A 24142-nucleotide genomic window follows, 5' to 3' on the forward strand; every position below is an offset into this window, starting at 1 on the left:
ACTTACTCAGTGACGACCTCGTTACCATTAACGATGGTCTTAATAATTTTATAATCGTGTGTGAACGCCGTCAGGTTTGCAACCATACCTGGCGCAATACCGCCGAGCTGTTTATCGACGCCAATAGCGCGCGCCGGATAAAGCGTGGCCATGCGCAGCACTTCCTCAAGCGCAATGCCGCAATGTTCAACGAGGTTACGTACCCCTTCGATCATCGTCAGAGAAGAACCGCTCAGCGTGCCGTTCTCATCCACACACAGTCCATTCCGGTAGTATATTGTTTTACCAGCAAAAATGAACTGGTCAATATTCGCTCCTGCCGGAGCGGTAGCATCCGTGACCAGGCAGAGCTTGTTGCCTTTAAGGCGCTTGGCGTTGCGGATGTTGGTGTAATCGACATGCAAGCCGTCGGCGATAATGCCGCAGTAGACGTCTGGTTCATCCAGAATTGCGCCAACCAGTCCCGGTTCGCGACCGGTAATATACGGCATCGCGTTATAAAGGTGTGTGGCAAATGTAATACCTGCGCGGAAACCGGCCTTCGCCTCTTTCAGCGTCGCGTTCGAATGGCCCGCAGATACCACAATCCCGGCGGCGGCCAGTTTGCTGATAACGTCCGTGCCGGTCATTTCCGGTGCCAGCGTCACTTTGGTGATCACATCGGCATTGGCGCACATGTAATCCACCAGCTCGGCATCCGGTTTGCGCACGTAGTTCGGGTTATGGGTGCCTTTCTTGACCATATTCAGCCATGGTCCTTCCAGGTGCAGACCCAGCGCCTGATTCGGATGTTTTGCCAGGTATTCGCGCATGACGCGGATACCCTGTTTCATCAGGTCATCGCTGCTGGTAATCAGCGTTGGCAGATAGCTGGTGCAGCCCGATTTCTCGTTGGCGTTTTGCATGATTTCCAGCGTTTCAACCGTTACCGCCTCTGCGGTATCGTTAAACTGGACACCGCCGCAGCCGTTAAGCTGTACGTCGATGAAACCGGGGGAGATTACTGCTCCATTGAGGGAACGTTGTTCGATCTCCGGCGGCAGTTCCGCCAGCGGGCAAACACGTTCAATCAGGCCATTGGCGATTACAATCGCATGGTCATCCAGAATTTCATGGCCGGTATAAATCCGACCGTGGGTTAAAGCGTACATATCGACCCCCGGTTAAAAAAGCGACCGCCCCTGATAAAAGAGGCGGTTATTCAATTACAGACCTTTAATGTTCTCAGCTTCCAGCTCGTTGAAGTATTTCAGCGTTTTCACTTTCAGCTCCATGGTGGACGGTTCGTCACACACGACAACCGCTTTTGGATGCAACTGTAAGCAGCTGATCGTCCACATATGGTTCACGTTGCCTTCAACGGCAGCCTGAAGCGCCTGCGCTTTCACTGCGCCCAGCACCAGAATCATCACTTCTTCGGCATCCAGCAGTGTACCCACACCCACGGTCAGCGCGTATTTAGGCACCTGATTGACGTCGCCGTCAAAGAAGCGGGAGTTAGCCACACGCGTGTCATGGGTCAACGTTTTAATACGGGTACGGGAAGCCAGTGAAGATGCCGGTTCGTTGAACGCGATATGACCATCGTTGCCTACGCCGCCCATAAACAGGTGGATTTTACCGTAAGAACGGATTTTTTCTTCATACTGACGGCATTCTGCGTCAATATCAGGCGCGTTTCCATTCAGCAGGTTAATGTTTTCAGCCGGAATATCAACGTGATCGAAGAAATTACGGTGCATAAAGCTGTGGTAACTTTCCGGATGTTCCTTTGGCAGGCCGACATATTCGTCCATGTTGAAGGTCACAACATGTTTAAAGCTAACCTGGCCCGCTTTGTGCATTTCAACCAAAGCCTTATACGCGGTCAGGGGAGTACCACCGGTTGGAAGACCGAGTACGAAAGGACGATCGGCTGTTGGTTTGAACGCGTTGATGCGGTTAACGATATGACGAGCAGCCCATTTTCCGACTTGTTCAGCTGTTGCCAGGGGAATCAGTCTCATTATTCACCTCTAAAGTTTAAGTAAAAGTGGGCGGATGATTAGTGCAACCTGAACTAAGCGTAACCTGGAACCTTTCAGGCCGGATCAATCCGTCTTGATTTTTTGAATGATAAAATAAGTTTTCATGGTTAGCCAGTGAAAGGGAGGGTTTAATACGATATTTGGTGACAATAATCACAAAAAATAGGTGTTTAATTTGCGATACGAATTAATTTTTCACACACTCACACTGCCAGTGAATCATCAACAGTATCTATCGTTCGTGACACAATAAAAACATAGTTTATGCGCGAGTCTTAACAAAGGGTCTCGTAGGGGGAATAGGATGAATATTTTAGGTTTTTTCCAGCGCCTCGGTAGGGCTTTGCAGCTCCCTATCGCCGTGCTACCGGTTGCAGCATTGCTGCTGCGATTCGGGCAACCCGATCTTCTTAATGTGCCGTTTATTGCCCAGGCAGGCGGCGCCATTTTTGACAACCTTGCGCTGATTTTCGCCATCGGCGTGGCGTCAAGCTGGTCAAAAGACAGCGCCGGTGCAGCGGCACTGGCAGGGGCGGTAGGTTACTTCATCCTCACGAAAGCGATGGTAACCATCAACCCGGAAATCAACATGGGTGTACTGGCGGGTATCATTACCGGTCTGGTCGGTGGCGCCGTGTACAACCGCTGGGCGGGTATCAAACTGCCTGACTTCCTGAGCTTCTTCGGCGGTAAACGTTTTGTGCCGATTGCGACGGGCTTTTTCTGTCTGATCCTCGCCGCCATCTTTGGCTACGTTTGGCCACCGGTTCAGCATGCTATCCATGCGGGTGGCGAGTGGATCGTGTCTGCGGGCGCAATGGGCGCGGGCATCTTCGGTTTCATTAACCGTCTGCTGATCCCAACCGGTCTGCATCAGGTACTGAACACCATCGCCTGGTTCCAGATTGGTGAGTTCACCAACGCGGCTGGCGCGGTATTCCACGGTGATATCAACCGCTTCTACGCAGGCGACGGCACCGCGGGCATGTTCATGTCCGGCTTCTTCCCAATCATGATGTTTGGTCTGCCTGGCGCCGCGCTGGCAATGTACCTGGCTGCGCCGAAAGCGCGTCGCCCAATGGTTGGCGGGATGCTGCTGTCCGTTGCGATCACCGCCTTCCTGACCGGCGTGACCGAGCCACTGGAATTCCTGTTCATGTTCCTGGCTCCGCTGCTGTATCTGATGCACGCGATCCTGACCGGTATCAGCCTGTTCGTTGCCACCCTTCTGGGTATCCATGCAGGCTTCTCCTTCTCCGCAGGCGCTATCGACTATGTGTTGATGTACAACCTGCCGGCGGCAAGCAGCAACGTCTGGATGCTGGTGGTGATGGGCCTGATCTTCTTCGTTATCTACTTCGTTCTGTTCAGCGCGGTTATTCGTATGTTTAACCTGAAGACGCCGGGCCGCGAAGATACGAAAGATGATGTTGTGACCAGTGAAGCCAACAGCAATACCGAAGAGGGTTTAACCCAGCTGGCAACCAGCTATATTGCCGCTGTGGGTGGCACCGACAACCTGAAAGCGATCGATGCCTGTATTACCCGTCTGCGTCTGACCGTGGGCGACTCCGCGCGCGTGAGCGATGCAATGTGCAAACGCCTTGGTGCGTCTGGTGTGGTGAAGCTGAACAAACAAACCATCCAGGTTATCGTGGGTGCGAAAGCCGAATCTATCGGCGATGAAATGAAAAAAGTGGTTGCCCGTGGGCCGGTCGCTGCCGCCTCAACGGATAACGCGCCAGTAGCTGACGCGCCGGTTGCAAAACCGCAGGCTGTGCCAAATGCGGTGACCATCGCTGCGCTGGTTTCTCCGGTGACAGGTGACGTTGTTACGCTTGAGCAGGTGCCTGACGAAGCGTTCGCCAGCAAAGCGGTCGGTGATGGCGTGGCGGTGAAACCAACGGACAAAACCGTGGTCTCTCCGGCAGCCGGTACTATCGTGAAAATCTTCAACACCAACCACGCGTTCTGCCTGGAAACGGAAAAAGGCGCGGAGATCGTTGTCCATATGGGTATCGATACCGTTGCGCTGAACGGTCAGGGCTTTACTCGCCTGGTGGAAGAGGGCGCTGAAGTGGCGGCAGGCCAGCCGATTCTGGAAATGGATCTGGAGTTCCTGAACGCCAACGCGCGCTCCATGATAAGCCCGGTAGTGTGCAGCAACATCGACGACTTCAGCGGTCTGGTGATCCAGGCGCAGGGGCAGGTAGTTGCAGGCCAAACGCCACTGTATGAGATTAAAGGCAAGTAATCGCTCCTGAGTAGAGTTATGCCTTTAGCGGCGGGGGATATCCTCCGCCGCTTTTTTTTGCAGCAATTGCCCCCATTATTTTCTTCCGGGACGTTTTAAGGGTTGTCACTACGTCCGGCTTATAAGATCATATGCCGTTATACGTTGTTTACGCTTTGAGGAATCCACGATGAGTGAGGCAGAAGCCCGCCCGAGTAACTTTATTCGTCAGATCATCGATGAAGATCTGGCCAGTGGTAAGCACACCACAGTCCACACGCGTTTCCCGCCGGAGCCAAATGGCTACCTGCACATTGGTCACGCCAAATCGATCTGCCTGAACTTTGGTATTGCGCAAGACTACCAGGGGCAGTGCAACCTGCGTTTCGATGACACCAACCCAGTAAAAGAAGACATCGAATACGTTGAGTCGATTAAAAACGACGTGCAATGGCTGGGCTTCAACTGGTCTGGCGATATCTGCTACTCCTCAGACTATTTCGATCAGCTGTATGCCTATGCGGTTGAACTGATTAACAAGGGTCTGGCATACGTCGACGAGCTCTCTGCTGACGAAATCCGTGAATACCGCGGTACGCTGACTCAGCCCGGTAAGAACAGTCCGTTCCGCGATCGTAGCGTGGAAGAGAACCTGGCGCTGTTTGAAAAAATGCGTGCCGGTGGCTTCGAAGAAGGTAAAGCGTGTCTGCGTGCTAAAATCGATATGGCGTCTCCGTTCATCGTGATGCGCGATCCGGTGCTGTACCGCATTAAGTTCGCAGAACACCACCAGACCGGTAACAAGTGGTGCATCTACCCGATGTACGACTTCACCCACTGCATCAGCGATGCGCTGGAAGGCATTACGCACTCTCTGTGCACGCTGGAATTCCAGGACAACCGTCGTCTGTACGACTGGGTGCTGGATAACATCACCATTCCTGTGCATCCGCGTCAGTACGAGTTCTCTCGTCTGAACCTGGAATACACCGTGATGTCCAAGCGTAAGCTGAACCTGCTGGTCACTGACAAGCACGTTGAAGGCTGGGACGACCCACGTATGCCGACCATTTCTGGCCTGCGTCGTCGTGGCTACACCTCTGCGTCCATTCGTGAGTTCTGCAAACGTATCGGCGTCACCAAGCAGGACAACACCATCGAAATGGCGTCTCTGGAATCCTGCATTCGTGAAGACCTGAACGAAAACGCGCCGCGCGCGATGGCGGTGATCGATCCAGTGAAACTGGTTATCGAAAACTATCCGCAGGGCGGGAGCGAACTGGTCTCTATGCCTAACCATCCGAACAAACCGGAAATGGGCACCCGCGACGTGCCGTTCAGCGGTGAAATCTGGATCGATCGTGCCGACTTCCGCGAAGAAGCGAACAAGCAGTACAAGCGTCTGGTGCTGGGCAAAGAAGTACGTCTGCGTAACGCCTATGTAATCAAAGCCGAGCGCGTAGAGAAAGATGCGGAAGGTAACATCACGACCATCTTCTGTACGTACGACGCAGAAACGCTGAGCAAAGATCCGGCGGATGGCCGTAAAGTGAAAGGCGTAATCCACTGGGTGAGCGCGCAGCATGCGCTGCCGGTTGAGATCCGTCTCTACGACCGTCTGTTCAGCGCGCCTAACCCAGGCGCAGCGGAAGACTTCCTGGCGGTTATTAACCCTGAGTCTCTGATTATCAAGCAGGGGTATGCCGAGCCGTCTCTGAAAGCCGCTGAAGCCGGTAAAGCGTTCCAGTTCGAACGTGAGGGTTATTTCTGCCTGGACAGCCGTTACAGCACGGCAGAAAAACCGGTATTTAACCGTACCGTGGGTCTGCGTGATACCTGGACTAAGATCGGCGAATAATAACGCTGCTCTGGTCAATGAGAAACAAACGCCGCGTAACGCGGCGTTTTTTTATTTAACGATCATGTCGTTAAGCATCGGGATAATCTTTTAAAGCCCACATTCCAGGTCAATGTGGTGCTACTTATTTTATTTAAAAAAAGTTTGTTGTTTTCCAAAAACAGAAACGCTGAAAAATATATTCTCATTCTCAATGTTACTTACTGAAAATTAGCGTATTCCCCCGCCAGTACTCGCTTCCCGGTAAATGTTACAAAGCACTACGAAATATGTGCTCTTCGTCATAATCCTGACTTTTGCCTGATTAAAAGCATTGATAATTCGCGTCGCGAAAAATAACCTAAAGACGGTAGTTAATTTGAGGGTATTTCTGACTACCCCTGACCATTTGGTCTTTTCTGTTTTTCGCCGTTTAAGGCGTTTTAATTCGTCAAAGAGGAATAATCTATGCGTACGTTCAGTGGCAAACGTAGTGCGCTGGCGCTGGCTATCGCCGGTGTGACAGCAATGTCGGGCCTGGTGGTTGCGCCAGAGGCAAAAGCAGCAGGTTTCATTGAAGATTCCACCCTTACGGGCGGTATTTATTACTGGCAACGTGAGCGTGACCGTAAAGACGTCACTGAAGATAAATACAAAACTAACCTTTCTCACTCGACCTGGAACGCCAACCTGGATTTCCAGTCGGGATATGCCGCCGATATGTTCGGGATCGATATTGCAGCGTTCACCGCAATTGAAATGGCCGAAAATGGCGACAGCGGCCATCCGAACGAAATTGCGTTCTCCTCCAGCAATAAAGCTTACGACGAAGACTGGTCCGGCGATAAAAGCGGAATCAGCCTGTATAAAGCGGCTGCAAAATTCAAATATGGCCCGGTCTGGGCGCGTGGTGGTTATATCCAGCCAACCGGTCAGACGCTGTTAGCGCCGCACTGGAGCTTTATGCCAGGTACCTATCAGGGCGCGGAAGCCGGTGCTAATTTTGACTACGGCGATGCGGGGGCGTTGAGCTTCTCCTATATGTGGACCAACGAGTACAAAGCGCCGTGGCACATTGAGATGGACAAGTTCTATCAAAACGATAAAAAAACCAAAGTTGATTATCTCCACTCGCTGGGGGCGAAGTACGACTTCAAAAACGATCTGGTGCTGGAAGCGGCTTTTGGTCAGGCTGAAGGTTATATTGATCAGTACTTTGCTAAAGCCAGCTACAAATTTGATATCGCAGGTAGCCCGCTGAGCACCAGCTATCAGTTCTACGGTACGCGCGACAAGGTCAGCGATGGCAGCGTAAATGATATTTATGACGGCACCGCGTGGTTACAGGCGCTAACCTTCGGCTACAAGGTGGGTCAGGTTGATTTGCGTCTGGAGGGAACATGGGTCAAGGCAGAAGGGCAGCAGGGCTATTTCCTGCAACGTATGACGCCAACCTACGCCTCTTCCAACGGTCGTCTGGATATCTGGTGGGATAACCGCTCTGACTTCAACGCCGACGGCGAAAAGGCAGTCTTCTTCGGCGCAATGTATGACCTGAAGAACTGGAACCTGCCTGGCTGGGCAGTGGGCGCGTCCTACGCGTACGCCTGGGACGCGAAGCCAGCGGATATGGCTACGCCAGACGCCTACTACGATCCGAACTACCGTCTGAAAGAGTCTTCATACAGTCTGGATGCGATTTATACCCTGCAGGAGGGCCGTGCGAAAGGCACGATGTTCAAACTGCACTTCACCCAGTATGACAACCACTCCGATATCCCGAGCTACGCGGGCGGTTACGGCAACATCTTCCAGGATGAGCGCGACGTGAAATTCATGGTCATTGCGCCATTTACCATCTTCTGATGAATGCTGCGGCGGGCTGTGTCCCGCCGTTATGGAGAATGAACATGATGAAAAAAAGGGTAATCGTTGCGCTGCTGGCATTCGGGCTGGTGGCGTGCGCGCAGGATCAGGCGCCGAAAGAAGACTCCCGTCTGAAAGAGGCGTATAGCGCTTGCATCAATACCGCACAAGGTTCACCTGAGAAGATTGAAGCCTGTCAAAGCGTGCTGAACGAGCTAAAAAAAGACAAAGCCCATGAGCAATTCGCCACGCAGGAAAACGTTCGCGTGATGGATTACCAGGCCTGCATTCAGGCGCGTAAAACCGGTAACGATCAGGAAGTGGCGAAGCGTTGCGATAAGATATGGGACGAGATTCGCAATAACAATAAATAAGTTGCTTTACGCCCGGTGGCGCTGCGCTTACCGGGCTTTTTCCAGGCAAAAAAAAGCCAACCTCACGGCTGGCTCAGAGTATGAACACTGACTTATTTTGCGTCGTGCGCATGTTCATTTTCGCGGCAATCCCCTTCAGCACAGTGACCGTACAGGTACAGGCTGTGGTTGGTCAGGCGGATGCCATGACGGGCGGCGATTTCACGCTGGCGTGATTCAATGGAATCATCGCTAAATTCAATGACCTTGCCACAGTCGAGGCAGATCAGGTGATCGTGGTGGTGCTGCTGAGTCAGCTCGAACACGGATTTACCGCCTTCGAAATTATGACGAGTAACAATGCCCGCGTCATCAAACTGGTTCAGCACACGATAGACGGTTGCCAGCCCAATCTCTTCACCCATATCGATAAGACGCTTATAAAGGTCTTCCGCACTGACATGGTGATTGTCTGGCCCCTGAAGCACTTCAAGGATTTTTAACCGAGGAAGCGTTACTTTCAGGCCAGCTTTCTTTAATGCGGTATTGTTGTCAGTCATGCGGAATCTGTCCTGTTGCTAAACGATTCACTTCAAAAGAAGAAGTGACAGAAAATGCACTTGGGATAATGCGTCTCATTATAGAACTGCCATGGCTAAATGAAAACTGCAAGTCTCAAGCAAAGTATGCTTATAAAAACGTGGTATCACCAACAAACTTGTTCGATGGCACCCACTTTTTACCAGGGGGATATTGTACAGGTCTGGACGAAAAAGTTAAAAGTTTGTAGCAATTAATTTAATCGGTTTTACCTGGACAACGGGCGCAACCGGAGTTGCGCCGCAGGGATATCAGGCGTTAAGGATATCGTCCAGGTTCAGCTCTTCACGAACCTGCTTAACCCATTTTTCTACACGCTCTGCGGTCAGCTCTGGCTGACGGTCTTCATCAATGGCAAGGCCAACGAAGTGATCGTCATCTGCCAGACCTTTGGAAGCTTCGAAGTGGTAACCCGCTGTTGGCCAGTGACCAACGATCGCCGCACCGCGCGGCTCAATGATGTCGCGAATAGTGCCCAGCGCATCACAGAAATACTCAGCGTAGTCTTCCTGATCGCCACAGCCAAACAGGGCAACCAGCTTGCCGTTGAAGTCGACTTCTTCCAGCGTCGGGAAGAAATCGTCCCAGTCACACTGTGCTTCACCGTAGTACCAGGTCGGGATGCCCAGCAGCAGGATGTCATAGCCCTCGAGATCTTCTTTGCTGCTCTTGGCGATGTCATGCACATCAGCAACGTCTTTACCGAGCTGTTTTTGAATGTTTTTTGCGATATTTTCTGTATTGCCGGTATCACTGCCAAAGAAAATGCCGATGATTGCCATGAGTAAAATAACCTCTTGAAACTTAATGGTATGGTGGCGCAAATTGTCCACGGATAAGGGCAATAATAGCAGAACAGGCAACCCTGCGGAAACAGCTATCACGCAGGACTGCACTCTGTGCTACATGAAAAAGGTAATATTGGGGATTTTCTGACTCACGCCTTGCCGCGTAACGTCTCAAGCTGGGCGATCAGCATCTCTTCGATCAGTTCGCTGCGGCTGATGTTGCGCGCGTCAGCTAACTCGTTAAGCGCATCGACGGCATCGGCATTCAGCTTGAGTTCGACACGCTTAAGCCCACGATTTTTATCGCGTTTAAGCTGGTTGCGTTTATTGATACGCAGCTGTTCATCGCGCGAAAGCGGATTCGTTTTCGGTCGTCCCGGTCGACGCTCATTCGCGAACAGATCTAGTGTCGTACGGTCCGTTTGTTCTTTGGCCATGATTCTGAGACTTCGGGGGAAACACGCCGCCCTGCTAATGCCCGGGCGATAAGCGCGCCATCATACATCACCCAAATCCACACGCCAACGACTGGAAGCCCGTCGTCTTCCGGTCGCTGGCTTTTTAATCAATTCGCTGTATCAGTAAGATAGCGGCGAATGGCGCGCAGGACCGCATCCGGTTTTTCCGCGTGGACCCAGTGCCCGGCACCGGCGATGACGTGAGCGCGAGCCTGCGGAAATTGCGCCAGCAGCGTGTCACGGTACGCGTCAGTGACGTAAGGGGAGTTGCCACCGCGAATAAAGAGGGTAGGGTGCGGCCAGGCGGGGACATTTTCCCACCCCACAATATGCGAATACTGATCCCACAGTACCGGGACGTTAAAGCGCCATTGTCCGTCAACAAAGGATTTCAGCAGGAACTGGACCACGCCTTCTTCATCGAGATGCTCGCGCATAACGGCTGCCGCCTGCTGGCGTGTGGAGACGCCTGACTCTGTCACGGCATTGATCGCAGCGAAAATCTCATCGTGACGGCGAACGTCGTAATTGACGGGCGCAACGTCAATGACCACCAGACCGGAAATTCGCTCAGGGGCCAGCGCTGTAAGCGCCATCACCGCTTTACCGCCCATTGAATGCCCGATGAGCGTCGCTTTCTGGATATTGTTCGCATCGAGGGCGTCACGCAGATCCTGCGCCATGGCTGCGTAGGTCATCTCCTCCGAGCGCCCTGAAAGACCGTGATTGCGCATATCAACCTGGAGGATCTCGTGATCGGTCACTAAATCGCGCGCCAGCACGCCCAGGTTATCCAGGCTACCAAACAGGCCGTGAACCAGTACGATGGGAGAATTATTGTTCGGCGATTGTGCAGTTTGCGCTCGGGTATTCAATTTCATGGCAAAGTTCTTTTTTTAGGTTTGTCAGGTTAGGGTATCATGTTGACCATTCTGCCGCCCGGGGGCAAGGATCCAGTTTAATCTGACTTTTGCCGCCAACCTGGTTTGACGCTATCCGCTGTTGGGATTAGACCTTATAATCTCAACGACTTGTATTCAGATAAGATATCGCACTGGATTAAGATGAAAACAATCGAAGTTGATGACGAACTCTATCAGTATATTGCCAGCCAGACGCGGCATATTGGGGAGAGCGCGTCCGACATTTTACGGCGCATGCTTAAAATTTCCGCCGCCTCACAGCCCACTCCTGTCACTAAAGATGTCGTGTCTCAGCCGAGCGTTGTTGCACAAGTAAAACCTGCCGTCATGCCGGCAAAAGACAAAGTGCGCGCGATGCGCGAGCTGCTGCTGTCCGATGAATATGCAGAGCAGAAAAAGGCGGTTAACCGCTTTATGCTGGTGCTGTCTACACTTTATTCACTGGATAACAACGCATTTGCAGAAGCGACAGAGTCGCTGCACGGTCGCACGCGCGTTTACTTCGCAGGTGACGAGCAGACCCTGCTGCAAAATGGCAACCAAACCAAACCCAAACATGTTCCCGGTACGCCATACTGGGTGATCACCAATACCAATACGGGCCGCAAGTGCAGCATGATCGAACATATCATGCAGTCCATGCAGTTCCCGGCGGAATTGATCGAAAAGGTTTGCGGTACAATTTAACCCTTGCATCAGAAGGACCAGGCAATGGCAAATCACAGCCGTGCAGGACAACCTGCACAACAACGCGATTTGATTAACGTCGCTCAACTGACCGCGCAGTACTACGTGCTGAAGCCGGTGGTAGGCAACGCAGAACACGCAGTGAAGTTTGGTACATCTGGCCACCGCGGCAGCGCGGCGCGCCATAGCTTTAACGAACCGCACATTCTGGCCATTGCTCAGGCCATCGCGGAAGAGCGCGCCAAAAATGGCGTCACCGGTCCGTGCTATGTTGGGAAAGATACCCACGCCCTGTCTGAACCTGCTTTTATCTCCGTGCTGGAAGTACTGGCGGCAAACGGCGTAGACGTGATTGTTCAGGAGAACAACGGTTTCACGCCAACGCCTGCGGTTTCTAACGCTATTCTGGTACATAACAAAAAAGGTGGCGCGCAGGCGGACGGTATTGTGATCACCCCGTCCCACAACCCACCGGAAGATGGCGGCATCAAGTACAACCCACCTAACGGTGGCCCGGCGGATACCAACGTCACGAAAGTGGTGGAAGATCGCGCCAACGCGTTACTGGCTAACGGTCTGAACGGCGTGAAGCGCATCTCGCTGGATGAAGCCATGGCGTCCGGCCACGTGAAAGAGCAGGATCTGGTGCAGCCGTTCGTGGAAGGGCTGGCGGATATCGTCGATATGGCCGCTATCCAGAAAGCCGGTCTGAAGCTGGGCGTGGATCCGCTGGGCGGCTCCGGTATTGAATACTGGAAACGCATTGCCGAGCACTACAAGCTGGATCTGACCATCGTGAACGATCACGTCGATCAGACCTTCCGCTTTATGCACCTGGACAAAGACGGCGCGATCCGTATGGACTGCTCCTCCGAATGCGCAATGGCTGGCCTGCTGGCGCTGCGCGACAAGTTCGACCTGGCGTTTGCCAACGACCCGGACTACGACCGCCACGGTATCGTCACCCCGGCTGGGCTGATGAACCCTAACCACTACCTGGCTGTTGCGATCAATTATCTCTTCCAGCATCGTCCGCAGTGGGGCAAAGAGGTTGCGGTGGGTAAAACGCTGGTCTCTTCCGCCATGATTGACCGTGTGGTCGATGCGCTGGGCCGCAAGCTGGTGGAAGTGCCGGTGGGCTTCAAGTGGTTTGTTGACGGTCTGCACGACGGCAGCTTCGGCTTTGGTGGTGAAGAGAGCGCGGGGGCATCCTTCCTGCGCTTCGACGGCACCCCATGGTCAACCGATAAAGACGGCATCATCATGTGCCTGCTGGCGGCGGAAATCACCGCGGTTACCGGTAAGAACCCGCAGGAACATTACAACGACCTGGCAGCACGCTTTGGTGCGCCAAGCTATAACCGTATTCAGGCTGGCGCGACCTCTGCTCAGAAAGCCGCTCTGTCCAAACTCTCTCCGGAGATGGTCAGCGCAAGCACCCTGGCAGGTGACCCGATCACCGCGCGTCTGACGGCGGCACCGGGTAACGGCGCATCCATCGGCGGCCTGAAAGTGATGACCGAAAACGGCTGGTTCGCCGCGCGTCCATCCGGTACGGAAGATGCGTACAAAATCTATTGCGAAAGCTTCCTCGGCGCTGAGCACCGCCAGCAGATTGAGAAAGAAGCGGTAGAGATTGTCAGCGAAGTGCTGAAAAACGCGTAAATGGTGTCTGGTGCGGGCTGATGCCCTCACCCCGGCCCTCTCCCACAGGGCTGAGGGTTCCCCACAAATTAATGCGAGCACTGAGCAATCCCCTCGCCCCTCCGGGGAGAGGGTTAGGGTGAGGGGAACATACGGCGGTGGTGGTCATTCCGTTCACTTTATGTTCCTTGCTACTCTGTAACGACATGACCGGTGAACGTGCCAGGGTGGCTCAGTCGCCACCACCCTGGCGACCCGGGCTCCCGGCGGTAAATCGCCGCTTCGCGGTGCCCTCGGCTTATTCCTTCCGGCTTATCGGGTACGGGGGGAGGCAACGTCCCTGTAAAGCCGCCCTCTCGGCGCATCCCTGCGCCTCGCCCCGGCCTGCAGGAAACGCCTCAGCGATTTACAGCCGGACCAGGGCATCGCTGACAGCCCTCAGTCATTTAGAAAGCAACTTTATTGCTTCTGCATAAAAAAATTACTGGGGAACCCTCTCCCACAGGGAGAGGGAGAAAACATTAATCTCGTAGGCCCGGTAAGCGTTAGCGCCACCGGGCTTCTTTTTTAACTATGCTTATTCTTCAGTTCAAACCGTGGTGACACCAGACCGTACAGCGTCCAGCCCATAAAGGTCACCATCGCGCCATACAGCATCGCCTCCTGACCGGACGAGTAGAGCGCATAGAAGCTGTAAATCGCCCCAATCAGCGCCACGATATTGGCCGCCCGGGCTTTGCGCGGATCCACCTTCGCCACCTTCTGAATAATCACCAGTGCCGCCATCGACAGAATGTACGGAATGATGTTCGTCACCACCGCCAGGTTGACCAGTACATTAAACTGGCTGTTCAGTGACGGGCTGATGGTCATCAGCGACAAACCGCTCTGGAAAATCACAATCGCCAGCATACCCTGTACCGGCGCATCCGCTTTGGTGACGCGGGAGAAGATTTTCGGGAAATAACCTTCGTCAGCGGAGGATTTGAATACCTGGGCGATGGTGAACTGCCAGCCCAGCAGCGAGCCGCAGCAGGACATCACCATCAGTCCCATGATCACTTTCCCTACCTCTGGCGTAAACATCTGCGCAAACGCCAGCCCGAACGGCGCCGTGGAGTTGGCGAGATCCATGTTGGGCACAATTCCCGCAATCACGTTGGTTGAGACGATATAGATCACCGCCGCCCCCAGCGTCCCGCCGAGTACCGCGATCGGCACGTTCTTTTCCGGGTTTTCCACCACTTCCGCATTCGCACAGGCTGACTCCAGCCCGAGGAAAGCCCATAGCGTCATGGCGATGGACGATCCCACGGCGGTAAAGAACGGCACGTGGTGCGGGTTCCAGGAATTGGCGTACAGCGTCGGGCTGAACCAGAACCAGCCGATGATGCACAGACCGACTACCGGAATGATCACGCCCCAGACGGTGATGCTGCTGAGTTGTCCGGTGATGCGCGCGCCGCCAAAGTTGGCGACGGTGCAGATCCACAGCACGCCGATGGTCGCCAGCCCAATCTGCACCGGGGTCAGCGTCGCGCCAAACAGCTCCGTACCGTAACCCACTGCGGAGATGGCAATCGCCACGTTGGCGATCAGCAGCGACACCCCGTAGGTATAGTTGGCCATGAAGTTACCGGACTTACCAAACGCATATTCGGCATAGCCGCCCATGCCGCCAGACTTACGGCTGAACATCCCGCACTTGGCAAACGCCCACGCCAGCGCCATTGAGCCGACTGCCGTTACCAGCCAGGAGATAATCGAAATCGTCCCCACTTCAGCGAGCTTAGTAGGCAGCATGATGATCCCGGACCCCATCATATTCACCATGGTGAGGATAGTGAGTTGTACCACGCCCATCTTGTTGGACTTACTCATAATTTTTCTCCCTTCAGCAGAGACGGCTGAGCGGCGGGTTGTTTAATGACGTAGCAGCGCACCTGTTTGCGCCCGTCACACTCCTCGACGTAAACCCCCTGTAACTCCGGCGCAAAGCCCGGCAGCAGATTGATCCCGTCTTCCAGCGCGGCGAAATAGCGCAGCACGGAACCGCCCCAGACTTCCCCCGGAACCACGCACAACACCCCCGGTGGGTAAGGCAGCGCGCCTTCCGCGGCGATACGGCCTTCCGCGTCGCGCAGTGACACCAGCTCGACCTCACCGCGCAGATAGGCATAGTTCGCCTCCTGCGGGTTCATCATGACGCGCGGGAAGTGAGACTTGCGGAACATCTCTTTCTGCAACTGCTTCACGTTATGGCGGGCGTAGAGGTCGTGCATCTCCTGACAAATCTGACGCAGGGAATAATCCGCATAACGTTCCGGATGTTGCTTATAAAGAGAGGGCAGAACCTCTTTCAGCGGCACATCGCTCTGGAGCAGTTTTTCGAAGCGCACCAGCTGGGCGACGAGCTGCTGCAATTTGCCCATGTCCTCCGCCGGGGTGAGCAGGAACAGAATGGAATTGAGGTCGCATTTTTCCGGCACGATGCCGTTTTCACGCAGGAAGTTGGCGAGGATGGTAGCGGGCACGCCGAAATCATCGTACTCGCCGGTGCGGGCGTTGATGCCTGGCGTGGTCAGCAGCAGTTTGCAGGGATCAATAAAATACTGATGCTCGGCATATCCCTCAAAGGCGTGCCAGCGTTCGCCCGGAACGAAATGGAAGAAGCGCAGATCGGTGGCGATCTCCGCCGTATCCCAGCTTTCCCACGGACGGCCATCCACCGTCTCCGGCACGAACGGGCGAATAAACTGACAGTTCTGAAGGATCAGTTTTCGCGCTTCGATACCCGTCACCACGCAGTCCATCCACATGTTGCGCCCACTTTGCCCCTCGTGCATGCGGGCGTTGATATCCAGGGCGGCAAACAGCGGATAAAACGGGCTGGTGGAGGCGTGCATCATAAAGGCGTTGTTGAGGCGCTTATGCGGAACATAGCGCGGCTGGCCTTTTATGTGGCTGTCCTTCTTATGGATTTGCGAGGTTTGCGAGAAGCCCGCCTGCTGCTTATGCACCGACTGGGTAACCAGAATGCCCGGATCGTTTTCGTTCAGCTCCAGCAGCAGCGGCGAGCAGTCGGCCATCATCGGGATAAACTGCTCGTAACCCACCCAGGCGGAGTCAAACAGGATGTAATCGCACAGGTGACCAATCTTATCCACCACCTGACGGGCGTTATAAATGGTACCGTCGTAGGTGCCCAGCTGGATCACTGCCAGACGGAAGGGACGTTCATCCCGCGCGCGACCAGGCGCGACTTCTGACACCAGTTCCCGCAGGTAACTCTCGTCGAAACAGTGTGCGTCAATACCGCCGATAAACCCGTACGGGTTGCGCGCTGTTTCCAGATACACCGGCGTCGCTCCCGCCTGTAACAGTGCTCCGTGGTGATTAGATTTATGGTTATTGCGATCGAACAGCACCAGATCGCCTGGCGTGAGCAGGGCATTGAGCACTACCTTATTGGAAGAGGAGGTGCCGTTCAGCACAAAGTAGGTTTTATCCGCATTAAAGACTTTTGCCGCATGCTGTTGGGCGATGCATGGCGCACCTTCATGGATCAGCAGATCGCCCATTGCCACGTCGGCATTACACAGATCGGCGCGGAAAAGCGTTTCGCCAAAGAAATCGACAAACTGGTTTCCGGCCGGATGGCGGCGGAAGAACTGGCCTCCCTGATGTCCGGGGCAGTCAAACGCGCTGTTCCCCTGCTGGACGTAATCGACCAGCGCGCGGAAGAACGGCGGGCGGAGCTGGGTTTCGTACTTCTGCGCAGCCGCTTCAAGCTGGCGTCCGTAGTACGCATTGCTGGTGTCGGAGTACTCAAAAACGCCGTGAATACGCGACAGAAATTCAGCCGGAACCCTTTCTTCTTTATGTGTGGCAATAAACACCGGAATACCGAATCCCGTGGCTTCTATTTCTTCTATGGCGCCATTGAAAATATCACTGACGGCCAGAACCACGGCTGCCACATCAATATAATCTGATGCGGTGATATCCACGATCTCGCGCGAAGTGGTAAAGCATTCAGGGCAGGCACGGCTGACGGCAATTTTTAACGTTTTCATCTTTATCTCTTTATTTCAGGCAATATGGGTCCCTCGACTTCTTGCGGTAAAGAAATCGATTTTTTCCGGAAAAAAAAGCAAAGCGTGTCCGCTGATACGAAATCAGTTAATTGCTTTTTTGCTGAGTAGAATTCAGTCCGCCCGGTTGCGGAGAATCTGAATCACAAGGAATGAGCGCAGGTGTTCACAGGCAACAGCCTGTAAAATAGCGTTTTTCAGGATAACCTGTAAGCAGATGCGCCAGAAGTCGAAGGACTACCGGGCGTTAAAGAGATGAAAGTCAAAACAGTTTCGGTGGGCAAACATCATGATATGTGTTGTCCGCCTTATATGGGGCATTAAACGATTATTGTTTTCCATGTTCATTTTCCTTTCAGTAATTGAAAGCACGGTCATTTTATCCAGGAAAAAGGGATTAACTGTGAAACAGATCACCAATAACCGATCATTTCAGAAATAATTAGTCGTTATGAGTGAATAACGCAGATCAAAATGCTGTTTTGTTGGTTTGGTGTTAAGTTGGTGTTCTAAATATGTTTAGTGAGGGCGAATATAGGCATGAAAATAATCTCTTCATTATTTTCATGCCTATATTCAGGCTGGTGTGTTCTTTATTTAAAATTAAAGTGAATACTTATTCAGATCATAAACCGATATCCGATACCGGTTTCTGTTAATAAATGACGAGGACGCGCGGGATCGGCTTCAAGTTTCTGGCGAAGGTGTCCCATATAAATGCGTAAATAGTGACTATGTTCGACAGCATTCGGTCCCCAGACCTGGCTTAACAGCTGTCGCTGCGTTAACACTTTTCCGTGGTTACTGAGCAACACGGCCAGCAGACGAAACTCGATAGGCGTAAGGTGGATCTCTTCTTCCCCTCGCACGATGCGGCGGGCGGCAAGATCGACGCGGATATCGCCAAAGACGTACACCGGTTCAGAAGGGGTCGTGGCACTGTGTCGACGCAGCGCCACACGCAGCCGGGCCTGTAACTCGCCAATGCCAAACGGTTTGATCAGATAATCATCCGCTCCGGCATCCAGCGCGGCGATTTTATCCGTCTCTTCGGTGCGGGCAGAGAGCACCAGAATGGGCATCTGGCTCCACTGACGCACCTCACGAATAAAATCGATGCCGTCGCCATCCGGAAGTCCCAGATCCAGGATCACCAGATCTGGCTTGCGGGTGGCGGCTTCAATTAACCCCCGTTGAAGCGTTCCGGCTTCATGAACGCGCAAACCGTCGCCTTCCAGCGCGGTACGCAGAAATCGGCTGATAGCGAGCTCATCTTCAACAATCAGAACGTTAATCACAAATCCTCTGGTAATTCATCAAGTTCTGGTGGAGTTTCAAGAGGAAGTGTAACACAAAAGCGTGCCCCACCTTCCGGGCGGTTCTCTGCGGAAATGGTGCCGCCATGCACGTCAACAATCGCCTGGCAGATCGCCAGCCCCAGCCCGACGCCCGGAATGGCAGATTCCTTATTACCGCGCGCAAATTTTTCGAATATGGCGCGCTCCTGGCCGGCCGGAATACCCGGCCCGGTATCCCAGACATCGAGCCGCAGCACACGTTTATCCACCCTGGCAGCAATCCCCAGCCGGGCCTTTGCCCCGGCGTATTTAGCGGCATTTTCCAGAAGATTAATCAGCACGCGCTCAAACAGCGGGCCATCCACATGGATTAACGTCAGGGGTTCCGGCATGTCCAGCTCGATATGGCGCCCGCCGAGACCCGGCTCCAGCATCTTCAGCGCACTGCCGACAACCTCCTCAAGGGTGAGCCACTCTTTTTTGAGGTTAAACCCGCCGGACTGAATGCGCGCCATGTCCAGCAGGTTGTTCACCAGACGCGTGGTATTTAGCACGTGCTGACGAATTTCGCTGGCCTGCATCGCATGTTTTGATCCTTCCGCCGCCAGATCCAGCGTCAGAATTTCGGACTGGCCAAACAGCACGGTAAGCGGGGTGCGCAAATCGTGAGACAGCGCTGCCAGCAGCGAATTGCGAATACTTTCGCGCTCGCTTGCCAGCCGTGCCTGCTCTTCGCTGGCGGTGAGCGCCAGCCGTTCAAGGGCGCTGGCGACCAGCAGGGTGAAGGTTTCCAGCAGGCGCTGCTGCTCGGGGATCATCAGCTGACGCAGGTTAGACGGCTCGACGATGACCAGCCCGTGATTTTTATCCGCGCTGCGCAGCGGCAGGATCTGGTAAGGCACCCCGGGCAGAGTGTCGGTGCCGGCACCGGCAGGTAAACCCTTATCAAAGCTCCAGCGGGCAATCGCTTCATCCCAGGGCGTCATCCCCGAAGGGGAGGTCAGCGGGCGAAGGCGCCCCTGCTCGTCGGGGAGCAAAATCAGGTTACTGGCATGAAAGGTCGAACGGATAAACTGCTCGCTGGTCTGGACGATATCCTGCTGCGTGCGGCCGACCGCCAGCGATTTTGACATCTCATACAGATGGCGGGTGCGCTGCTCGCGATAGCGGGCAATGCGTGCCTGGTAGCGCACGCCTGCCGTCAGATTCCCGATCACCAGCCCGACGGTAAGCATCACGGCAAAGGTCAGAATGTACTGCACGTCCGAGACAGCAAGCGTCCCGCGCGGAGCGATAAAAAAGAGGTCGAAGCTGATGACGTTGATCACCGTTGCCAGCACCGACGGCCAGCGGCCATAAAAGAGCGCGACCACAACGACGCCCAGCAGATAAATCATGACCAGATTGGCGGCATCGAAGGCGATTAGCCACTGGCTGGCAATCACCGTAATCAGGGCGCAAAGGACCACGGCCACCAGGCAGCCCCGGATCTGGACGCGCCATTTATCGCCAAAGGTGCGTGCGTCCGGCGTACGGCCGGGCAGGGGGGCGGGCTTGTCATCCAGCGCGACGATGACTAAATCCAGATCCGGCGCGCGGCGTGCCAGCCTGTCGGCAAAAGATTCGCGGCTAAACCAGCGGCGATGCTGGCGACGTCCAATGACAATCTTGCCCAGGTTATGCTCGCGCGCGTAGCGCAGAATGGCTTTATCTTCCTGCGGATCGGACAGGGTTGCGGTTTCGGCACCCAGCTCCTGCGCCAGCCGCAGCGCGCTCAAAATGGCGCGACGCTGATTTTCCGGCAGGCCGTGAAGCTGTGGCGTTTCGACATACACCGCGTGCCAGACGCTGCCAAACTTCGCCGCAAGCCGGGCGGCGGTGCGGACCAGTTTTTCATTGCCGCTGCCGTGACCAATGCATAACAGAATGGCGTCACGCGTGTGCCAGACGCGCTCCCGCCCCTGCAGGTCTCGCCAGGCGCGCATCTGGTCATCCACGCGATCGGCGGTGCGGCGCAGGGCCAGCTCGCGCAGGGCAATCAGGTTTCCTTTGCGGAAAAAATGTTCGATAGCGCGTTCGGCCTGGCCGGCAATATACACCTTGCCTTCGTGCAGGCGCTGGCGCAGATCGTCCGGCGGCAGGTCAACCAGTACGACTTCATCGGCAGAATCAAAAAACGGATCGGGGACGGTTTCCCGCACCTGGATACCGGTTACCCCGCTCACCACGTCGTTCAGGCTTTCCAGATGCTGAACATTCACCGTAGTGAAGACGTCGATGCCGGCTTCAAGCAGCTCCTCAACATCCTGCCAGCGCTTCGGGTGGCGTGAGCCAGGCGCGTTGCTGTGCGCCAGTTCGTCCATCAGGATCAGCGCGGGGCGGCGGGCGAGGGCGGCATCAAGATCGAACTCCGTCACCAGCCGCCCGCGATGGCTGATACGCTGGGGCGGCTGCGTCGCCAGCCCCGTCAGCAGCGCCGCCGTCTCTTTGCGACCGTGGGTTTCCACCACGCCGATGAGAATATCAAGCCCCTGCGCCCGAAGCCGCTGGGCTTCCGTCAGCATGGCGAAGGTTTTCCCGACGCCCGCGCAGGCGCCGAAGAAAATTTTCAGCTTGCCGCGGTGGGCTTCAGCCGTTTGTTCAAGCAGCCTGTCCGGATCCGGGCGCATGGGCTCATCGGTCATTTAGTTCTTCCTTAGCGCATCCAGCGCCAGATTCAGCTCAACAATGTTCACTACCGGCATGCCGATGAAGCTGACCAGCGGCTTTTGCGTATGTTCTGCAACCAGCTGGCTCACCTGCTCGACGGTCAGCTGACGGGCGGCGGCCACGCGTGGGATCTGCCACGCCACTGCGTCCGGCGTCAGGCTGTAATCCAGCCCGCTCGCGGAGGCGGTGACCAGCTCAACCGGCACCTCACGGCTGGCCTGCGGATTCGCGGCGCGCAGGGCGGCAACGCGTTCAGCAACGGCTTTGTCCAGGTCAGGATTACTGCCAGCCAGATTGCTGCCGCCGGAGGCCATTGGATTATACGGGCTTTCCGCAGTGGCGGAAGGGCGTCCCTGGAAGTAGCGCGGGTCCGTAAAGTTTTGCCCAATCAGACGCGAGCCGCGGTTTTCACCGTTCTGGATAATCAGCGAGCCGTTGGCCTGGTCCTCAAACCACCACTGGCCCAGCGCGGTTGTCATCAGCGGGTAAAGCCCGCCGGTAATCAGAGACAGCAGAATAAACAACAGTATAGCGGGACGTAACATCGTCATGAGATTCACCTTTTAAACCAGCCCGAACAGCGTTAACAATATGTCGATAACCTTGATCCCAATAAAGGGCACCACCAGCCCACCCAGACCGTAAATCCACAGGTTACGGCGCAGCATGGCGGCGGCCGTCAGTGGCTTATAGCTCACCCCTTTCAGCGCCAGAGGAATAAGAAAGACAATAATCAGCGCGTTGAAGATCACCGCGCTCAAAATGGCCGAGGCTGGAGAGTGCAGGTGCATCACATTCAGGGCATTCAGCTGCGGATAGGTTGCCGCAAAGGCCGCCGGGATAATGGCGAAATACTTCGCCACGTCGTTGGCGATACTGAACGTGGTCAGCGAGCCGCGCGTCATCAGCATCTGCTTCCCGATATGCACCACTTCGATCAGCTTGGTCGGGTTCGAGTCGAGATCCACCATGTTGCCCGCCTCTTTTGCCGCCTGGGTACCGGAGTTCATCGCCACCGCCACGTCGGCCTGCGCCAGCGCCGGGGCGTCGTTGGTGCCGTCGCCGGTCATCGCCACCAGACGACCTTCCGCCTGATACTGGCGAATGAGCGCCAGCTTCGCTTCCGGTGTCGCTTCGGAAAGGAAATCATCCACGCCCGCTTCGGCGGCAATGGCCGCCGCAGTCAGACGGTTATCCCCGGTGATCATCACCGTTTTAATGCCCATCTTACGCATCTGGGCGAAACGCTCTTTAATACCGCCTTTAACGATATCCTTCAGAGCGATAACCCCCAGAACGCTTGCACCTTCCGCCACCACCAGCGGGGTTGCCCCCTGACGCGCCACGCTTTCCACCAGGTGGTCGACTTCCGGAGGGAAATGTCCATTATTGGCTTCAATATGACGGCGAATGGCATCAACGGACCCTTTACGGATCATCCGGTCCTGAATGTTAATTCCACTCATGCGGGTTTGCGCCGTAAAGGGCACGAACGTGGCGTGCAGGCTTTGTACGTCGCGCTGGCGCAGGTTAAAGCGCTGCTTGGCGAGGATCACGATACTGCGACCTTCCGGCGTCTCATCGGCCAGCGAAGAAAGCTGTGCCGCGTCGGCCAGCGTTTTTTCATCCACGCCGGGAGCAGGTAAAAAGTCAGAGGCCTGACGATTACCCAGGGTGATGGTCCCGGTTTTATCCAGCAGCAGTACGTCTACGTCACCCGCCGCTTCAACGGCGCGTCCGCTGGTGGCGATGACGTTCGCGCCCAGCATACGGCTCATCCCCGCCACGCCAATCGCGGAAAGCAGGCCGCCGATAGTGGTGGGGATCAGACAGACCAGCAGGGCGATCAATACGGTGATGCTGACCGCTGTACCGCCGTAGGCGGAGAAGGGCCACAGGGTCGCCGTTGCCAGCAGGAACACAATGGTGAGCGCCACCAGCAGAATGGTCAGGGCGATCTCGTTCGGCGTTTTACGACGCTGTGCGCCTTCCACCATGGCGATCATCCGGTCGAGAAAGGTTTCGCCCGGGTTAACGCTGCACTGGATCACCAGCCAGTCGGAAAGAATGCGCGTTCCGCCGGTAACTGAGGCGAAATCTCCGCCCGACTCACGGATCACGGGCGCGGATTCCCCGGTAATAGCGCTTTCGTCTACCGACGCGCCGCCCTCAATTACCTCCCCGTCGCAGGGGATGATGTCCCCGGCTTCCACCAGCACCACGTCACCTTTGCGCAGTTCATCCGCCGGAACGTGGTCCATCTGCGCGCCGTATTTAGGTTCGCGTAATTTGCGCGCAAAGGCGGTTTTTTTGACCCCTTTCAGACTGTTGGCCTGCGCCTTACTGCGGCCTTCCGCCAGCGCTTCGGCAAAGTTGGCGAACAGCACGGTAAACCACAGCCACAGGCTGATGGCGCCGGTAAAGGTTGCATTTCCTGAAAGGTGTCCCGTTCCCATGGCAATCGCCAATGCGGTGGTGAGTAAACTTCCAGTCCAGACAATAAACATCACCGGGTTGTGCCACTGCACTCGCGGGCTCAGTTTTTTTACCGCATCCATGAGGGCCTGACGAACTAACGTCGGTTCGAGCAGGGCCAGTTGTTTACGACTCATGACAAATTCTCCG

The 24142-nt window shown here is 55.0% G+C and carries 19 protein-coding genes; 6 read left to right on the forward strand and 13 right to left on the reverse strand.

The features are described 5' to 3' along the window. Window positions 1–2: 2 nt before the first annotated feature. The gene (nagA, locus tag BFV65_RS06000) at window positions 3–1151 is read right to left on the reverse strand and encodes an N-acetylglucosamine-6-phosphate deacetylase (RefSeq protein WP_069596360.1); all 1149 of its coding nucleotides are present in this window, start codon (window positions 1149–1151) and stop codon (window positions 3–5) included. 54 nt (window positions 1152–1205) lie between these two features. Next, window positions 1206–2006 (reverse strand): glucosamine-6-phosphate deaminase, encoded by an 801-nt coding sequence (gene nagB, locus BFV65_RS06005; RefSeq protein ID WP_003858663.1) that lies wholly within the window; start codon window positions 2004–2006, stop codon window positions 1206–1208. Window positions 2007–2331: 325 nt separating this feature from the next. Here nagB and nagE point away from each other — a divergent pair, with 325 nt between their 5' ends. From nagE to chiQ, 4 genes are all read left to right on the forward strand, one after another. Then, window positions 2332–4281 carry a PTS N-acetyl glucosamine transporter subunit IIABC gene (nagE, locus tag BFV65_RS06010; RefSeq protein WP_069596361.1) on the forward strand — a complete coding sequence of 650 codons (1950 nt, stop codon included), beginning with the start codon at window positions 2332–2334 and terminating at the stop codon, window positions 4279–4281. A gap of 169 nt (window positions 4282–4450) precedes the next feature. Continuing rightward, entirely contained in the window at window positions 4451–6118 is a 1668-nt protein-coding gene (glnS, locus tag BFV65_RS06015; RefSeq protein WP_069596362.1) for a glutamine--tRNA ligase, read from the forward strand. 447 nt (window positions 6119–6565) lie between these two features. Then, window positions 6566–7963, forward strand: coding sequence for a chitoporin ChiP (gene chiP / locus BFV65_RS06020; RefSeq protein ID WP_017694280.1), 1398 nt, complete (start codon window positions 6566–6568; stop codon window positions 7961–7963). Window positions 7964–8010: 47 nt separating this feature from the next. After that, a complete protein-coding gene (gene chiQ, locus BFV65_RS06025; protein ID WP_023299602.1) occupies window positions 8011–8337 on the forward strand; it encodes a ChiQ/YbfN family lipoprotein in 327 nt (108 codons plus the stop codon). A gap of 92 nt (window positions 8338–8429) precedes the next feature. Here the strand turns inward: chiQ and fur are convergent, their stop codons facing one another. The 4 genes from fur to ybfF all read right to left on the reverse strand — a co-directional run bounded on the left by fur (window position 8430) and on the right by ybfF (window position 11043). Then, complete coding sequence (gene fur, locus BFV65_RS06030; protein ID WP_003858655.1) at window positions 8430–8876, reverse strand: ferric iron uptake transcriptional regulator; 447 nt, start codon at window positions 8874–8876, stop codon at window positions 8430–8432. A gap of 291 nt (window positions 8877–9167) precedes the next feature. Then, window positions 9168–9698: a flavodoxin FldA gene (fldA, locus tag BFV65_RS06035; protein ID WP_003858653.1), complete on the reverse strand. Its 531-nt coding sequence runs from the start codon at window positions 9696–9698 to the stop codon at window positions 9168–9170. Between the two features lie 155 nt (window positions 9699–9853). After that, the gene (gene ybfE, locus BFV65_RS06040; protein ID WP_003858652.1) at window positions 9854–10141 is read right to left on the reverse strand and encodes a LexA regulated protein; all 288 of its coding nucleotides are present in this window, start codon (window positions 10139–10141) and stop codon (window positions 9854–9856) included. A gap of 128 nt (window positions 10142–10269) precedes the next feature. Next, window positions 10270–11043 (reverse strand): esterase, encoded by a 774-nt coding sequence (ybfF, locus tag BFV65_RS06045; protein WP_069596363.1) that lies wholly within the window; start codon window positions 11041–11043, stop codon window positions 10270–10272. A 183-nt stretch (window positions 11044–11226) separates the two neighbouring features. Between ybfF and seqA the strand changes: the two genes are divergently transcribed. Together seqA and pgm are read left to right on the forward strand one after the other, a co-directional pair. Beyond that, a complete protein-coding gene (gene seqA / locus BFV65_RS06050; protein WP_003858650.1) occupies window positions 11227–11772 on the forward strand; it encodes a replication initiation negative regulator SeqA in 546 nt (181 codons plus the stop codon). A gap of 24 nt (window positions 11773–11796) precedes the next feature. Continuing rightward, complete coding sequence (pgm, locus tag BFV65_RS06055; protein ID WP_023305695.1) at window positions 11797–13437, forward strand: phosphoglucomutase (alpha-D-glucose-1,6-bisphosphate-dependent); 1641 nt, start codon at window positions 11797–11799, stop codon at window positions 13435–13437. 546 nt (window positions 13438–13983) lie between these two features. On the opposite strand, the gene potE is transcribed toward pgm, so the two are convergent. From potE to kdpB, 7 genes are all read right to left on the reverse strand, one after another. Next, window positions 13984–15297 (reverse strand): putrescine-ornithine antiporter, encoded by a 1314-nt coding sequence (potE, locus tag BFV65_RS06060; protein ID WP_022647448.1) that lies wholly within the window; start codon window positions 15295–15297, stop codon window positions 13984–13986. Next, window positions 15294–17492 carry an ornithine decarboxylase SpeF gene (gene speF, locus BFV65_RS06065; protein ID WP_022647449.1) on the reverse strand — a complete coding sequence of 733 codons (2199 nt, stop codon included), beginning with the start codon at window positions 17490–17492 and terminating at the stop codon, window positions 15294–15296. The genes potE and speF overlap by 4 nt, the downstream gene beginning before the upstream one ends. 255 nt (window positions 17493–17747) lie before the next feature. Continuing rightward, window positions 17748–17852, reverse strand: coding sequence for a leader peptide SpeFL (speFL, locus tag BFV65_RS22830; RefSeq protein WP_003858645.1), 105 nt, complete (start codon window positions 17850–17852; stop codon window positions 17748–17750). Between the two features lie 278 nt (window positions 17853–18130). Further along, window positions 18131–18808, reverse strand: a complete 678-nt coding sequence (gene kdpE / locus BFV65_RS06070) for a two-component system response regulator KdpE (RefSeq protein WP_022647450.1) — start codon at window positions 18806–18808, stop codon at window positions 18131–18133. Further along, entirely contained in the window at window positions 18805–21492 is a 2688-nt protein-coding gene (gene kdpD, locus BFV65_RS06075; RefSeq protein ID WP_069596364.1) for a two-component system sensor histidine kinase KdpD, read from the reverse strand. The genes kdpE and kdpD overlap by 4 nt, the downstream gene beginning before the upstream one ends. Then, window positions 21493–22068, reverse strand: a complete 576-nt coding sequence (kdpC, locus tag BFV65_RS06080; protein WP_058677422.1) for a potassium-transporting ATPase subunit KdpC — start codon at window positions 22066–22068, stop codon at window positions 21493–21495. A 12-nt stretch (window positions 22069–22080) separates the two neighbouring features. Continuing rightward, window positions 22081–24129: a potassium-transporting ATPase subunit KdpB gene (gene kdpB, locus BFV65_RS06085; protein ID WP_069596365.1), complete on the reverse strand. Its 2049-nt coding sequence runs from the start codon at window positions 24127–24129 to the stop codon at window positions 22081–22083. Between the last annotated feature and the right edge of the window lie 13 nt (window positions 24130–24142).

The organism is Enterobacter hormaechei subsp. hoffmannii (assembly GCF_001729745.1).
Classification (GTDB): domain Bacteria; phylum Pseudomonadota; class Gammaproteobacteria; order Enterobacterales; family Enterobacteriaceae; genus Enterobacter; species Enterobacter intestinihominis.